The 15859-nt window shown below is 68.6% G+C and carries 8 protein-coding genes; 4 read left to right on the plus strand and 4 right to left on the minus strand.

Going from position 1 to position 15859, the window contains the following annotated elements; all coding sequences use genetic code 11:
* Positions 1-13 precede the first annotated feature (13 nt).
* On the minus strand, positions 14-451 hold the full coding sequence (locus IEY07_RS05335) for an Lrp/AsnC family transcriptional regulator (protein ID WP_188894131.1): 438 nt from the start codon (positions 449-451) through the stop codon (positions 14-16).
* Positions 452-478: 27 nt separating this feature from the next.
* On the opposite strand from IEY07_RS05335, the gene IEY07_RS05340 reads away from it, so the two are divergent.
* Positions 479-1441 carry a 5'-3' exonuclease gene (locus IEY07_RS05340; protein WP_229669734.1) on the plus strand — a complete coding sequence of 321 codons (963 nt, stop codon included), beginning with the start codon at positions 479-481 and terminating at the stop codon, positions 1439-1441.
* Between the two features lie 138 nt (positions 1442-1579).
* Here IEY07_RS05340 and IEY07_RS05345 read toward each other — a convergent pair whose 3' ends face one another.
* Complete coding sequence (locus IEY07_RS05345) at positions 1580-3085, minus strand: CDP-glycerol glycerophosphotransferase family protein (RefSeq protein ID WP_188894132.1); 1506 nt, start codon at positions 3083-3085, stop codon at positions 1580-1582.
* Entirely contained in the window at positions 3082-6660 is a 3579-nt protein-coding gene (locus tag IEY07_RS05350) for a CDP-glycerol glycerophosphotransferase family protein (protein WP_188894133.1), read from the minus strand. The genes IEY07_RS05345 and IEY07_RS05350 overlap by 4 nt, the downstream gene beginning before the upstream one ends.
* Before the next feature lie 266 nt (positions 6661-6926).
* On the opposite strand from IEY07_RS05350, the gene IEY07_RS05355 reads away from it, so the two are divergent.
* Entirely contained in the window at positions 6927-10631 is a 3705-nt protein-coding gene (locus IEY07_RS05355) for a bifunctional glycosyltransferase/CDP-glycerol:glycerophosphate glycerophosphotransferase (protein WP_188894134.1), read from the plus strand.
* Between the two features lie 14 nt (positions 10632-10645).
* On the opposite strand, the gene IEY07_RS05360 is transcribed toward IEY07_RS05355, so the two are convergent.
* Complete coding sequence (locus IEY07_RS05360) at positions 10646-13261, minus strand: CDP-glycerol glycerophosphotransferase family protein (RefSeq protein ID WP_188894135.1); 2616 nt, start codon at positions 13259-13261, stop codon at positions 10646-10648.
* Positions 13262-13368: 107 nt separating this feature from the next.
* Between IEY07_RS05360 and IEY07_RS05365 the strand changes: the two genes are divergently transcribed.
* Positions 13369-14817, plus strand: a complete 1449-nt coding sequence (locus IEY07_RS05365) for a bifunctional cytidylyltransferase/SDR family oxidoreductase (protein WP_188894136.1) — start codon at positions 13369-13371, stop codon at positions 14815-14817.
* Positions 14818-14855: 38 nt separating this feature from the next.
* Positions 14856-15857 carry a LacI family DNA-binding transcriptional regulator gene (locus tag IEY07_RS05370; protein ID WP_188894137.1) on the plus strand — a complete coding sequence of 334 codons (1002 nt, stop codon included), beginning with the start codon at positions 14856-14858 and terminating at the stop codon, positions 15855-15857.
* Positions 15858-15859: the final 2 nt, after the last annotated feature.

The raw sequence follows: 15859 nt of genomic DNA on the forward strand, positions 1-15859 counted from the left end.
GAGGGTACCTGCGTCACACCGCCGGACGATCTTCGTACGGCACCGACAGCACGACCGTCGTGTGGGTGGAAACCCTGCCCTTGCTGCGGATCACCGCCAGCAGGTCCTCGAGCTCGGCGGCATTGGAGACCTGGACCTTGAGCAGATAGTTCGCTTCGCCGGCCACCGAGTAGCAGGAGACGATCTGCTCGATGTCGCTGAGCAGCTCCGGGGTGTCGTCGGGTTGTTCGGCGAAGAACGGCTTGACCTCGACGAAGGCAGTGAGCATCAGCCCCAGCTGCTCGGGTGCGACGATCGCCTTGTAGCCGGTGATCACGCCGCGCTGCTCGAGCTTGCGCACCCGCTGCTGGGCAGCCGAGGTGGACAGGCCGGTGGCCTTGCCGATGTCGGTGTAGGACATCCGGCCGTCACGGGCCAGCAGCGAAAGGATCTGTCGGTCGAGCTTCTCCATGGGCCCAAGCGTGCCAGTATTTGCGGCGTGAGTACCCCAAGATTGCTGCTATTGGACACGGCTTCGCTCTATTTCCGCGCATTTTTCGGCGTCCCGGACAGCATGCGTACTCCGGACGGGCGCCCGATCAATGCCGTACGCGGTCTGCTCGACTTCATCGCCCGGCTGGTGACCGACTACCAACCGACGCATCTGGCCTGTTGCTGGGACAACGACTGGCGACCGGCCTGGCGGGTGGCACTGATCCCCAGCTACAAGGCCCATCGCGTCGCGACCGGCGACCAGACCGGCATCGCGGAGATGTCGCACTCGACCGCGACCCCGATCGAGGAGTCCCCCGACGACCTGGCGATCCAGGTCCCGATGATCATCGACACCCTGACCGCCCTGGGGTTGGCGATCGTCGGCAAGGACGGCTACGAGGCCGACGACGTGATCGGCACCCTGGCGCGGACGGTCGGCATTCCGGTCGACGTGGTGACCGGTGACCGGGACCTGTTCCAGCTGGTCGACGACGACCGTCAGATCCGGGTGCTCTACACAGCACGCGGCGTCGGCAAACATGACCGGGTCGACGACGCCTGGCTGCAGAACCGGTTCGGCGTGCCCGCCGCCGGTTACCGGGACTTCGCCACCCTCAAAGGAGATCCCTCCGACGGACTGCCGGGCGTTGCCGGGGTCGGCGAGAAGACGGCGGCGAATCTGATCACCCGCTACGGCACTCTGGAAGGGATCATCGAAGCGGTCGCAGCTCCCGCTTCGGCGATCGCGCCCGGCATCAAAGCCAAGCTCAGTGCCGCGATCGACTACCTCGCCGTCGCCCCCGAGGTGGTCGGGGTGCGCGACGATCTCGACCTCGGCGTCACCCTGGATGATCTTGTCCTGGCGACGACACCTGCCGATCCGGCCCGGTTCGCCGAGCTGACCGAGTCGCTCAGGCTGGGCGGCAGCTCCGACCGGGTGCTGGCCGCCCTCGACCGCCACCCCTGACCCCGCCCACGCCGAACAGTCAATTGTTCCCCGATACGCGCGGCGTGTCGCGACCCAAGGAATCCAGGCTTCGGCGACACGCGGCCCAAATTGATGAGTTTGTGACCCCTCGGCATGAGGGCGAGGGGAAGGTCGGCGTCACAGGAGACTGTGGACCGCGGCGTAGAACGGCTGGTCGTCGCCTGGGTGATCACCCAGGTAGTACCGGGCGGTGGTTGCCCGCTCGCGCGCCAGCGGGTCGGTCTGAAGTAACTGCTCGAGCAGCTGGGCGGTCAGCAGCGGGTCGCCGAGTGCCTCGTATCGGATCAGGTAGGCGGCCCGGGTGCTCGGCAGATCGGCCCGGGCGGTGTCCTCAGGTTGTCCGGGCGGCAGGACGACGGCGTACGGCTTGCCGGTGGCGAAGTAGTCGACCAGCACGCTGCCGATGTCGGTGATCAGTGCGTCGGAGTTGTCGAAGGCATCGGCGACCGACTCGTCACGATGCTCGACCGCCAGCCTGTGCGGACGCCCGGTCGCCTCGCGGTCCTTGCGGAGGATCTCGTCGATGGCGGTGATCTCCGACCGCTCGCCGGCGCCGAGCCAGCTGAACGGATGGGCACGGAACCCGACCACCGCCCCGCGGTCGAGTAGCGCCCTGACGATCGAGGCACCCACAGGCAGCGAGCTCAGTGTGGTCTGGGCGTTGTAACCGCGCCAGGTCGGTGCGAACAGCACCCGCGGCGGCTGGATCTCCCCGATCGGGCGTACAGCCTTGTCCAGGTCGGCCATCTGCGGGCGGCCGACGATCATGAACTTGTTCTCCGGGATGATCACACCGGCCTGGCTGTATCGGTCGATCGCGGCCTGACCGGCGACGAAGACCCGGTCGAACATGGCGTGCATCGGGTGCACCGACAATTCCTTGTCGGAGTCGCCGTGGCCCAGGTAGACGTGGGTCAGGTTGCGGTAGTTCACCAGGGTCGAGTTCTCGGCGATTCCGTTGACGTAGAAGGCGATCCGCAGTCCGGGCACCATGATCGCGTCCAGGTCGCTGCCGGTCGGCAGCATGATGATCGGGGCGTCGGTGATCATGCGGGTCGGCCGGACCGCGTCCTGGTGTCGGAGCACGATCAGATACCGCAGCCCGAGTCGCTCGACGATCGGGATCCACATCGTCAGCTGGTACGACGCGTCGTTCCGGCGGCCGGTGTAGATCACGAACCGCGGTCCGTACGCCTCCACAGCTGTCCGCACGGCGGCCCGCAGCCGCGAGCGGGCCCGCCGCCGGTTGTAGGCCATCGCGATGTTGATCAGCAACCCGAGACCGGCCAGCACCATCACGATGAAGGCCACCCAACCGGGCAGCCGCCACATCACCACCACCACGATCAGCACGATGACGCCGGCGATGCCCTGGCTGCCCCGTCCGGTCGGCACCGGCAGCGGGCGCCGATACCCGGGAAGCCGTAACGCCTCCGGGGGCTTCGGGCCGTGGACGGCGCTGATCAGCGGCAGGGCGGCGACGGCGACGGCCGTGCCGATCGCCGCCAGCAGTCCCAGCACTCCGTGCTCGCGTAGCTGGGCGATCACCACCAGCGCCAGGCCGATCGCGACTGCGATCGGCAGTTGTCCCAGCGCCGACTTCAGCACCGACCGGAGGTTCATACCGGCGTGTCCCCCGGCCCGGTCGTCTCGAGCAGCCCGGCACTGGCCCGCAGGAAGCCCTCCGCCGCGCGGTCGTTGGGCAACTCCCCCAGGTAGTAGCGCCGCATCCGATCCCGTTCAGCCGCCTTCGGATCGGTGCCCAGCAGTCGCCCGAGCACCTCCGGAAGGTCGCTCAGGTCCTCCGCAACGGGGTAGCCCGCGGCCGCCGCCGGAGCCTCGGCGATCAGTTCGGCCTCGGTCCGGCCAACGGCGACGACCGCGAACGGCTTGGCCGCCGCGAGGTAGTCAGAGATCACCGCCGACACATCGCAGATCATCGCATCCGAGGCATTGAAACAGTCTTCAACACTCAGTCGGTTCTCCGCCTGTTCACCCCACAGGTGGTCGGTGCCGGTGCGAGCGCGGTCGGCCGCCAACCGGGCCCCGATCTCGGTGATCATTCGCCGGTCCGCGGCGAACCGATAGTTGAACGGATGGGCGCGGAAGATCACTCGGGCACCCCGCTCCAGCAGTGCGTCGACCAGTTGCAGCCCGACCGGGAGCGAATACACCCGGCTGTCCGCGTACGGCCCCTGCCAGGTGGGCGCATACAGAACGGTCGGCCGTTGCACCGATCCGATCGGTGCCGACGCCGGAATGATCGTCTCGGTCTGCGGCCGGCCGACGATCACGAACTTGGCGGCCGGGATCGTCACCCCGTGCCGGGCATACCGATCGATCCCGGCCTGACCGGCGGTGAATATCTTGTCGTAGATCGCGTGCACCGGGTTGTAGCAGGCCGGCTTCTCGGAATCGCCGTGGTTCAGCCAGACATGGATCAGCTCACGGCGTTCGATCAAGTGGGTGTTGCGGACGGCGTTGTTCACGTAGTAGGCCAGCCGCATGCTCGGGACGACGACCTCCTCCAGGCTGCGCAAGGTCGGCCGGAACAGCACCGGAATCCCGGTTCCCCGGGTCAGTCGTACGATCTCGGCCTGCATCGGCAGTGCCCGGGTAATGATCACGAACCGGCGGTCGAGCCGGCGGAAATACTCCAGCCACATGCCGACCTGGTACGCCGCCCCGATCCCGGAGCCGAAATAGACGCAGAACTGCGGCGCAAATTCCGCCAGCACGGCCGGCACTGCTCGCTCGGCGGACAACGCCGCCGCCAACCGGGTCCTCGCCCGGGCCGTCGCCACCGCGACCATGATCAGAACGGCAAGTATCAGCGCGGCGATCACCAACATCGGCCACGTCGCGCCGATGATCATCGCCGGCCAGGCCAGCCAACTGGTCACCGCCGCCGTGACCGGCAGCAACCATGGCCGGCGGCTCGATGCCGGCACCTCGAGGCCGGCCAGCCCGGTCGCGATCACACCGGGATAGGACCATCCGGAGCGGATCGTCGTCTCGGCCGCGATGCCGATGATCATCGGCAGCAGCACCGGGCCGAGCCAGTGCGGCGGGGCGCCGGAGGCTGCCGCCGCGGCGGCAGCCAGAGCCATGATCATCCGGGCGCCGTCCAGGGGCGGCGGATCGGCCGCAACCCGACGGGTCAACGGCGTCAGCACTGCAACCAGGGCGGCGATCGTCGCGGCTACCGCACCGAGCAGGACCGCATGGTCGACACCGGCCGCCAACGCCACCACCGCGGCGACGCCGGTGCTCATGGCCCTGGCCAGACTGTCCAGGTTGCGCCGGACGGTGTCACGGCTGACGGCGGTCGAGCCGTCGTCGGACTCCGCCACCTCGGCGATCCGAGGTGCGGGTGTGTCGCAGGCTTCACGGACCGCGGCGGTGAAGTGCTCGGCGTAGCCCCCGACCGCGAAATCACCCAGATAGTCGGCACGCACCCGTGTCCGTCCCGTCGCCAGACGATCGCCGGTGATCACCAGCAGGTCGTCCAGGACCGCCTCGAGCGTGGTCAGCTCGTGATCGATCAGATAGCCGGCGCGGGCGACCGGGTAGTCGACGACGAAGCGGTCGGACGCTAGCTCGGGCGGCGCCACCATCGCGTACGGCTTGCCGGACTGCAGGAAGTCCGAGACCACGCTGGAAACATCGGAGATCAACACGTCGGCGGCGTTCATACAGCCGAAGGCGTCCAGATCGGTCTCGGCGGCCGGACCGTAGCAGTGCTGCCGGGAGCTCGACTGCCGGTCGGCGGCGAGCCGCTGCTTGACCCGCTCGATGATCTCGGTCTCCCCCGGATCGTCGTAGCTGAAGGGATGTGGCCGGAAGATCACCTCGGCGTCACGATCCAGCAGCGCGGCGACGATCGCCTCAGCGCGATCCAGCGAGGACAGCGCGGTCTCGCTGACGTGCCCCTTCCAGGTCGGCGCGTACAAGATCACCGGCCGGGCGCCGGCGACCCGGGCAGCAAGCCGGTCCGGGTCCGCCGGCCGGATCACCTCGACCTGCGGCCTGCCGACGATCCGGAACTTCGCCGGATCGATCAGCACGCCGTGCTCGCCATAGCGACGGTTGGCCGCCGGGCCGGCGGTGAAGATCCGGTCGTACATCGCATGTGTCGGGTTGTAGGACGGCGGCTTGTCCGAGTCGCCGTGCCCCAGGTAGACGTGCGTCAGCTGGTGGTACCGGATGAGCGCGCCGTTGCCCGACGATGCGTTCACGTAGAACGCGGCCCGCAGCGATTCGGTCATGATCAGATCCAGGTCGGCCACCGCACGACAGCAGACCACCGGGAGATCGGTCAACGCCGCGATCGCCTCGGAGGGCAGCTCGTCGCGGGTCACGATCACGAACGGCCGGCCGGCGCGTCGCAAATACGGAAGCCACATCGTCAACTGGTAGGACGCGTCGTCCGGCCGGGCCGTGTAGAGCACGAACTCAGGCGCGTAGCCGGCCATCGCACCCGGTAGCCGGGTCCGGATCCGGGCTGCGACCTGTCGGCGGGACCGGACCTTCAGGATCACTGCGGCCGACGGCACCGCACCCAGCACCGCCAGCGCCAACGGCACCCAGCCAGGCGCTCCGGCGACGGCGGTGGCGCCGACCGCGATGGTCGCGACCTGGCCCAGATGCGCCGGCAGCCAGGCATAGCCGATGCGGGCGGGCAGTACCGGCAGGCCGGGCAGCCGCACCGCGTACGGCGCCGGCAGACGTAACAGCCGGACCACGAACGGTTCGGCAGCGATCGTCAGCACCAGTCCGGCGGCCGCGATGGTCACCAGGACGAAGCCGGCCCGGTCGTCGGTGGCGAGATAGCGGCCGGCTCCCAGCAGGACCGCAACACCGACTGCGGCTGTCCGCAGCCCGGGAAACCGCCCCAGCCCGCCGAAGCCGTTGACGATCCAGAGCCGACGTCCCGCTGCCGCGCTGCGATAGACGGACTCGCGCGGATCGTCTTGGTCGGCAGCTCGCGGGAACCGAGCCGCGGTTGCCGCCGCCGCGACCGCGAGCGCCACCACTCCGAGCCACCGGGCGGCCCGGGCCGGGCCCGCCGAGCCCAGCATGGCCACCCCAGCCAGGCCGCCCAGGGCCAGCAGGACCGCGATGGCCAGATCAGCCACCAGCCCGCCGGCGAACCGGCGCAACGCCGTCGGCTGCGGACCGGCTTCGGCGGGGAGCATGCGGTGCGGATCTCCTACGCTCGGATCGGACAACTCGGGTCAGGCAACTCGGATCGGACAACACGGATCAGACGACTCGGATCAGACGACACGGATCGCGACGTTTGAGTGTATTGGCTCGATGACCGCGACGACCGGACCGTCGAGGGCACGGCGTGGATCAGGCTGCGTGCAGGTGCGCCGGTTAGTCTGACCTGCGCCGCTCACGGCTGCGGGCTGCAAGGTGAAGGATCATTGACCGGGGATCGCGGAAGGCGAGGGATTCGGTGTTGGACAAGGCGCGGACGAGCGCTCGACGGCTGGCACACCAGGCGTCGGCACGGATGCCGTCGGTCGCCCAGCGCGGTGTCCGCGAAGGTTGGGGGCGGCTGCGTCCCTACGCCAAACAAGCGTTCTACTCCCGCCTCGCCTCGCCGTTGGTCAGCATCGTGATCCCCGTGTACAACGTCGAGCGCTATCTGCCGGCCTGTCTGGACAGCGTGCTCTCCCAGTCCTACCGGCATCTGCAGGTGATCCTGGTCGACGACGGCTCGCCGGACTCCTCGATCGACATCATCCGGGCCTACGCTGCGCGGGACCGGCGCATCACGATCGTGCGCCAGGCCAATGCCGGACTGGGCGCAGCCCGCAACGTCGGCGCCCGGCATGCCAAGGGCACCTTCCTGATGTTCATGGATTCCGACGACGAGTTACGTCCGGACGCGATCAGCACCTACGTCCGCACACTGCGCCGGACCGGTTCGGATTTCGCCGTCGGCTGCTATGACCGGATGTCGTCCCACCAGACCTGGCCGGCCGCCTGGTGGATCCGGTCGGCCCACCGCTTCTCCCGGCTGGCCACAACCATCGCCGAGTCACCCGACGCGGTCGTCAACGCGGTCGCCTGGAGCAAGGTCTACCGGCGCAGATTCTGGGAACGCCACGGCTTCGCCTTCCCCGAGGGCGTCCTGTACGAGGACCAGGCGCTGTCTGCCCGCGCGTACGCGAAGGCAGAGAAATTCGACATCCTCTCCAAGGTCACCTATGGCTGGCGGGTGCGCGAGGACCGCAGCTCGATCACTCAGCAGGCCACCGCGCTCGCCGATCTGCGGGCGCGGCTGAGGGCGGCGGAGAATTCGCTGGCCGAGCTGGACGGTCCGGGTCTGGAGCATGTGCGCGACACCCGGCTGGCGCAATATCTCAGCAACGATTTCCCGCTGTCGATCAAATCGGCCCAGCGTGCCAACGACGAATTCTGGGAATTGCTCACCGACGGACTCCGCCGGCTCACCGAACGGGCCGGCGACGCCGTCTGGGCCGCGGTATCGGCACAGCACCGGGTTGCGATCAAACTGGTCACCGAAGGCCACCGCGAGGCGGCGATCGACTACGTGGGTCTCGGCCACAACAACCCCAAGAACATCCCTCCGCTGGTCGCCGGTGGACACGTCTATCTGCAGACCCCGGCCCGGGAGCTGCTCGGGCTCGGTCCGACGGATCCGCTGCTGGCACTGGCCGACCATCAGCTGGGCCTGATCACCAGCATCCAGCATGTGGCCTGGGACTGCGATCACCGGCTCCGAGTGGACGGCTGGGCCTATATCGACAACCTCGACCTCAGCCAAGTCGATCCCGCGGACATCGCCATCTCGCTCGTTGCCCAGGATGCCGAGACCGGTGCCCGGGCCGAGCTGGACGTCACGCTCAGACCTTCGGTGGAAGTCACCCGGAGGAGCAAGCACCGGTACGCCAACTACGAGCGCTCCCACTTCGAGGCGGTGTTCGACGTGCCGGCGGCGCTGGCCGGGCCCGCGCCCGACGACCGGGCCGGCGCCGATCGGCGAATCTCCTGGCAGCTGAATGTGTCGGTGTCGGCCGGCGGTATCACCCGGGCGGGGCTGCTCCGGGCGGTCGAGCCGGGCAGTTCCGCGAGCCGGCTCGGAGCAGACCTGCTGCCCGACGGACGCCTGGCGACTGCCGTCTATTCCGGCCGCGACGGGCTGCGGGTCCAGGTCAGCCGGCCGCGGTGCACCGTCACCGACGTGACCGTCAGCGGCCACCGGTTGACTGCGCGGCTCACCGGCCACGGCGGTTTCATCCCGTACGAGGTCCAGCTGGCCCGTACGGCGACGGTGTTGCAGGGAGCGGTGTCACAGGGAGCGGTGGCGCAGAGGTCGACGGTGTTGTCCGCACCGGTCCAGGCCGGACTCATCGATCTGGTGGTCCCGGTGAGTTCGCCGCTCCCGGGCGCGACGACCGGCCTGGAACTCACGGTGATCGCATCCGACGGCACCCGGACACTGCCGATCTGGACGCCCGACCCAGCCAGCACCGGCTCGTCCCAGCAGACTGTGCCGGCGGCCTGGCGGGCGCGCAACGGCGCCCTGACGATCATCGAGCAGCCGACGATGGTGCTGGACGACGCCGCCGCCGTTGAGGAAGGCCTGCAGCTGACCGGTCGACTGATCGCCGGTCACCCGAGCGGCACCGAGGGCGGGTCCGTCCGCGTCGGCCTGCGGGTACCGCGACTCTCGACTCAGGTCGAGATCGAGCCGGCCGCGGACGGATCGTTCACCGCGATCGTTCCGACAGTCGCCGACCCCTGGGGTTTTGGGGCGCTTCCGCTGCCGTCGGGCGACTACGCGGTGACCGCCTCCGTGGTCGAGCATGACAAGGACTTGACTGAGATCTCCGTCCGGATCGGCGACGCCCTCCTGCACCGGCTGCCCGAGCCCTTCCGGACCAGCCGGCTATCGGGCAGACTGCTGCTCCAGCAGCCGCACCGGCTGGCGATCAGGCTGCAGCCGCCGTTGGCCGACGCCGAGTCCGGCGCCCGCCAGCAGCAGCGACTCCAGGACCTGCTGGCGGCCCGGCTCCGCGATCCCGCGCATGAGCCCGGGGCGGTGCTGCTGCGGTCTTACTACGGCGAGATCTGCGGCTGCAATCCGGCGGCGCTGCAGGCGCGGCTGCACAGTCATGGAGCGCCCGGCGGTCCGTACACCAGCTATTTCGCGATCAAGGACTACTCGGTGCGCGTGCCGGAGGGTGCGGTGCCGGTGCTCTACGAGAGCGCCGAGTGGTATCGGCTGTTGCACGATGCCGTGCTCTACATGGACAACATGCACCAGCCGCTCTATCACAAGAAGCCGGCCCACCAGACCCAGATCCAGACCTTCCACGGCTATCCGTTCAAGCAGATGGGCTTGTCGCACTGGGCCATGCAGAACCGCGACGTCGCCCACGTCAAGTCCTATCTGGACCGCGCCGCCGACTGGGACTACCTGGTGTCACCCGCCAGCTACGGTTCGCAGGCGCTGGCCCGGGAGTTCGGCTTCCCCAACACGGTGTTGGAGATCGGCTATCCCCGCAACGACATCCTGCTCTCCCCCGACGCGGACAAGATCGCCCGGCAGGTACGTGATCGGCTCGGCATCTCGGACGGCCGCACGGCGGTGCTCTACGGCCCGACGTTCCGGGACAGCATGAGCACCGACGACAACACTGCGGCGATGGTGGACTTCCTGGACGTCGACACGCTGGCCCGCGAGCTCGGCGACGATTTCGTGATCATGGTCCGCGGGCACGCGTTCAACGCCCGGCTCGAGGCCCGGATCGGCAGCCGGGGAAGGATTATCGACGTCACCGACTATCCCGACATCGCCGATCTCTGTCTGGCCAGTGACGCGGCGATCCTGGACTACTCCTCGCTGCGCTTCGATTACGGGCTGACCGGCAAGCCGATGATCTTCATGGTTCCCGATCTGGTCCAGTATCAGACCGAGGCGCGAGGATCGCTGTGGGACTACGGGCCGACCGCGCCCGGGCCACTGCTGTCGACGACCGACGAGGTGATCGCCGCACTCGGTGATCTTGATCGGGTCCGGCGCGATCATGCGCAGGCGTACGCGGCCTTCCGGCGCGACTTCCTCGACCTGGACGACGGTCACGCCACCGAGCGGCTGGTCGCCGCCGTGTTCCCCGTATCCGGGTGATCAGTTCCGGGTGATCACTGCCGCAGCAGTGCATCGACGGCGCGGCGGGATGCCTGGCCGTCATCGTACGGATTGAACTTCTGTCGCCACCGGCGGTAACGATCGGCATACCGATCCGCCACAGCGGGAAGATCCGCCAGCGTCGCTATCACCTCGTCGGTGGTCCGAAGCAGCGGGCCCGGCGCTTCGGCACCAAGATCGAAATAGGTGCCCCGACGACGCCCGGTGTACTCCCCGATGTCTGGCACGAAGAAGATCATCGGCTTCCCGGTCACACTGAAGTCGAACATCGTCGAGGAGTAGTCGGTGATCATCACATCACTGGCCAGGTAGAGATCGGCCAGCTCGGGATAGAGCGTCACGTCCAGGACCGAACCGCCGACCCGGCCGCCGTGCTTGATCGTATTCACGTGTCCGCGGACCAGCAGCCGGCCGGTGGCTCCGAGCGACCGCTGGACCGCCTCGAGATCGAGCTCGGCGAAGATGCTGCCCGATCCCTCACGCCAGGTCGGCGTATAGAGGACGACCAACTCGTCGGCGCCGATCCCCAGCCGGTCGCGTACGGCTGCGGCGATGTCGGAGCCGGCGTCGGCGGCACCGCTTCCGGCACTACTGAGCACGTCGTTGCGCGGATAGCCGATCTCGAGGATCTGACCCTGATAGCAGTAGGCCGAGCGGAAGACGTCGCGGCTGAACCGGTTCTGCGCGATCAGCGCCGACCACTGCGCCACCTCGTGCCGGGTCTTGCTCCGGTACGCCTCGCCGCGGTTGGTGCCGATCCGGTCGAAACCGAGCAGTTTCAGCGGGGTGCCGTGCCAGGTCTGCAGCAGTTGTTGATCATCACGCCGCTGGTACTTGGCCGGCATCCAGCAATTGGTCACCACGTATCGCGACTCGCTGAGCGCCCGCCACCAGGCCTCGCTCCACAAGATCACCGGCTCGCTGCCCTCGGGAACCTCCACCGACAGGTCGGCCACCGTCCACAAGCGGCGCAGCCCGGGCGAGCGGCGCAGCAGCTCGTCGTGCACGGCCCGGGTGTTGTCATTGGCCGCCTTGCCGTTGAAGCTGTTGTAGAGGACGGCATCGACCAGCGGGCCGGACCAGTCGCGATGCATGACCTCCAGCCGCTGCTTCTGATAGCCGCTCCGGGCACCGTCGGGCAGCGGCACTCCCACCGAGAGCTCGAGCCGGGCGCCCTTGGCCCGGTGTGCCACGATCCGGTTCCCGGTGGTCTGCAGGGTCAGCGGAAGCCGCTGTCCGAGCCGTTGGTCCACGCCGGCCCGGATCCGATCCGGTCGTGAATCGGCCGGAGCATCGGGATCGGATGGACCGCAGGCCGAGACGGTCGCGACGCTCAGCTCGAATGTCGTCGTCGGCAGCGGCATCGCCCGCGTGCCCCACTCAGGCACTGCCAGCACGGTGAATGCGGTACTGAACCGTCCGGTCGCCCGGTCCAGCTCGACCGTGGCCGCGACCAGGTCCGACCGGCCACCGACCAGTCGCCAGTCCCCGGGCTCGTCACTGACGGCCAGGGCTGTGCCTTCGATCGTCAGCTGGATCTGCGCGGCATCGCCGGCAATCGCGATGGTGTCCGCCAACAGCAGCGCCCGGTTCGCATCGATCCGGATCACCCCGCCGGCACCGTAATGCACGGCCAGCTGCGGCAGGTCTGCACTCGGCTGCCGCGCCGGCTGATCCAGCGGCCCCTGCCAATGCACATGCCGGGTCCGGCCGCGGTCATCGACCACGTGCAGATACCGGACCACGGCCGGCGGGTCCTCAGTGCCGGGCACCAGGTCGGACAGATCGTCGTAGATCTGCAGCTCGCCGTCGGTGGCGTGGGCAGTCAGTGTCCTGATCTGCTCACCCTGCCGCAGCATCGCACCGACAGCCGGAAACTCCGGGTGCATCAGGATGCTCGCCTCCAGCCGGGCGCCGGTGAGGCGGATCCGCTCCGCGACAGCTGCGCGGCGCGCGAGGGTGAGCACGAGGCCGCGTTCGGCGTCCCACGACGGTTGCGCGACGGCCCGATCCCCCAAGTAGCAGCTCTGCAGCTGACCCGCGGACCCGCTCTCGTCCCGGGATCCGAAACTGCCCGTCAGCGGTCCCTGACGGTCGGTGACGGTGATCCGTACGGCACCCCGGAGCTCGGCCAGTTCGTCCCGGTCGACGGAATCGGCGATCGCCTGCCGCAGCCCTTCGACCGCGAGGGTGGCCACGAACCCGGCCGTGCTTCGGTCGACGGCCGGCATCCGGGAGTGATAGTTGATCGATCCGGACGTCAGCGGCTCGACCTCGAACGCCAGTTCCCGCCCTTCGGACTGCCATTGCACGGCGGTCACCGCCGATCCGTCCTGGGCACCCCCACGGCGCCAGGCCGAACCTTCGATCGCGAGCACCGAGCCCCCGTCCCGCTCGGTCCAGTGAGCCCTGGTCAGCCTGGCGACCAGGTGAGCAGGCTCCGGGACGTCCGGCGCGGTCTGCTGCCGGTCGGCCCGGTCGGCTCTGTCGGCCCGGTCGGCTCTGTCGGCCCGGTCGGCTTCGGGAACGGCGGCTCGACCGGTCGGCCGGAGCCGGTTGAGTCGCGCAAGGACGCGACGTATCGCCCTCGCGGGCGAACTCGACTCCATGCCACTCCTCCTGCGCAGCCGACGCCGCCGGAGGACGTCTGAGACGGACCAGCCTAGTGAATCGGGCGAGATTCCGGGTTCACTGCTGAGAACGCTACAGTCAAGCGGTGGACAGGTTGCGGAATGTGGCGATCATCTTGGCCGGCGGAACCGGCACCCGAGTGGGCTTGGACATCCCCAAGCAGCTCGTCAAGATCGCCGGCAAACCGATCATCGAGCACACCATCATCGCCTTCAGCCAGTCCTCCCTGATCGACGAGATCATCATCTTGATGACGCCCGGCTATCTCGACCCGGTGCACGCCATTCTCAAGGCCGGGAACTATCAGAAGGTCACCCAGGTGCTCGAGGGCGCAGGGCCGGGCGGCACCCGTAACGACACCACCCAGCTGGCGCTGGCCGCGCTCGGCGATCAGGAGTGCAACGTCCTGCTGCACGACGCCGTACGGCCGCTGGTCTCGCAGACGATCATCGAGGCCAACATCGCCGCGTTGCAGGAATACCAGGCCGTCGACACCGCTATCGCCTCCGCCGACACGATCGTCCAGGTCGACGGGCAGCTGTCCGGCGGCGTACGGGTCGGCGAGGATCAGCCGGTGATCTCCGACGTGCTGCCGCGTGCGCTGTTGCGCCGCGGGCAGACGCCGCAGTCGTTCCGGCTCTCGGTGATCCGCAAGGCCTACGAATTCGCCAACCACGACCCGGACTTCACCGCGACCGACGACTGCACCGTTGTGCTGCGCTACCTGCCCGACGTCCCGATCGCGGTCGTCAACGGCCACGAGCGGAACATGAAGATCACCGAGCCGATCGACATCTACCTGGCCGACAAGCTCTTCCAGCTGACCTCGGCCGACACGCCCGCCGAGCTGGACGACGATCAGTACCGGGCTGCGCTCGAGGGCAAGGTGATGGTCGTCTTCGGCGGCTCGTACGGGATCGGCAGCGATATCGCGAGCCTGGCCCGCGAGCACGGCGCCATCGTGCACACCTTCTCCCGCTCGGCGACCAACACCCACGTCGACCGCCGGTCCGACGTGCACGACGCGGCCCGGCAGGTGCTCGCCGAGAGCGGCCGGGTGGATCTGGTGGTCAACACCGCCGGGGTGCTGCCCCGCGGCGAGCTCGCCGAGACCTCGGAGGACACCATCTACCAGGCGACCGAGGTGAACTATCTGGCCCCGGTCTTCATCGCCCAGGAGTTCTACCCGTACCTGAAGGAGTCCCGCGGGTCACTGCTGCTGTTCACTTCGTCCTCCTACACCCGCGGCCGTTCGGGGTATGCGCTCTACTCCTCGGCCAAGGCGGCAGTGGTCAACCTGACCCAGGCACTGGCCGACGAGTGGGCCGGAATCGGCATCCGGGTCAACTGCATCAACCCCGAGCGCACCGCGACGCCGATGCGGACCAAGGCTTTCGGCGAGGAGCCGCCCGGCACGCTGCTGGCGTCCACCGATGTCGCCCGGCAGTCGCTGAGCGTGCTGTTGTCCGGCCAGACCGGCCACGTCATCGACATCCGCCGCGAGGACGGGCCGCCGGCGCTAGCGCAAGAGTGATCGGGGCCGGCCCTGGGCCCGGCCGGTAGGTTGTCGCTATGCGAGCGACGGTACGGGATGTGGCGGCCCGGGCCGGAGTGTCACCCAAGACGGTCTCCAATGTCTTGAACGGCACTTTCCGGGTGACGCCGGAAACCCGCGCCAAGGTCGAGGAGGCGATGGCTGCCCTCGACTACGTACCGAATCTGTCCGCGCGGGGCCTGAGGAACGGACGGACCGGGATGATCGCGGTCGCCCTGCCCGACCTGCGGATGGCGTACGCAGCCGAGATGCTCCACCATCTGGTCGAGGCGGCTGCCGAACGCAATCTGCACGTCCAGATCGAGGAGACCGGCGCGAGCAGTGAGCGTGAAGCCGAATTGATGTCGCGGGCCCGCGCCCAACTGGTCGACGGGCTGATCCTCAATCCGGTGATGTTGGAGACCACCGCCGTACAGCGCGGTGTGGCACTCCCCCCGGTGGTCTTGATCGGCGAGGTCGACCAGCCGATCGTCGACCACGTCTGGGTCGACAACGTCGCCGCCACCCGGGAGATCACCGACTTGCTGATCGCCGAGGGCCACCGCCGGATCGCGATCGTCGGCGTCGGGCCGATGGCCACCGCGCAGCTCCGTCTGAAGGGGTACCGCACGGCGTTGCGAGCGGCCGGAATCCGGGCCGAACCCGAGCTCGAGATCAGCTGCGGGAACTGGTACGCCGACGGTGCCGCCACCAGCTTCGGCGCCTTCCTCGACCAGCGTGATCATGACCGCCCGGACGCGGTGGTCTGCATGACCGACACCCTGGCGCTCGGGGTGATCTCGGCGGTTCACCGGCGAGGACTGTCCGTGCCCGGTGACATCTCCGTGGTCGGCTACGACAACATCGCCGACGCCGCCAGCATGGAACCGCCACTGACCACGGTGCACTTCGACAAGCAGGTCTTCGCCGAGACCGCGATCCGGGTGCTGACCAACCGGATCTCCGAACCCGACCGGCCGACCATGAGCGTCACGCTGCCGCACCGGATCGTCCGCCGGGCCAGCACCTGCCCGAGGTGAAC

The sequence above is a fragment of the Microlunatus endophyticus genome (assembly GCF_014646195.1).
Taxonomy (GTDB): Bacteria; Actinomycetota; Actinomycetes; order Propionibacteriales; family Propionibacteriaceae; genus Microlunatus; species Microlunatus endophyticus.

Excerpts from the sequence above, each read along its gene's own strand:
- IEY07_RS05335 (WP_188894131.1), bottom strand. The coding sequence starts at position 451 with ATGGAGAAGCTCGACCGACAGATCCTTTCGCTGCTGGCCCGTGACGGC.
- IEY07_RS05345 (WP_188894132.1), bottom strand. The coding sequence starts at position 3,085 with ATGAACCTCCGGTCGGTGCTGAAGTCGGCGCTGGGACAACTGCCGATC.
- IEY07_RS05350 (WP_188894133.1), bottom strand. The coding sequence starts at position 6,660 with ATGCTCCCCGCCGAAGCCGGTCCGCAGCCGACGGCGTTGCGCCGGTTC.
- IEY07_RS05360 (WP_188894135.1), bottom strand. The coding sequence starts at position 13,261 with ATGGAGTCGAGTTCGCCCGCGAGGGCGATACGTCGCGTCCTTGCGCGA.
- IEY07_RS05370 (WP_188894137.1), top strand. The coding sequence starts at position 14,856 with ATGCGAGCGACGGTACGGGATGTGGCGGCCCGGGCCGGAGTGTCACCC.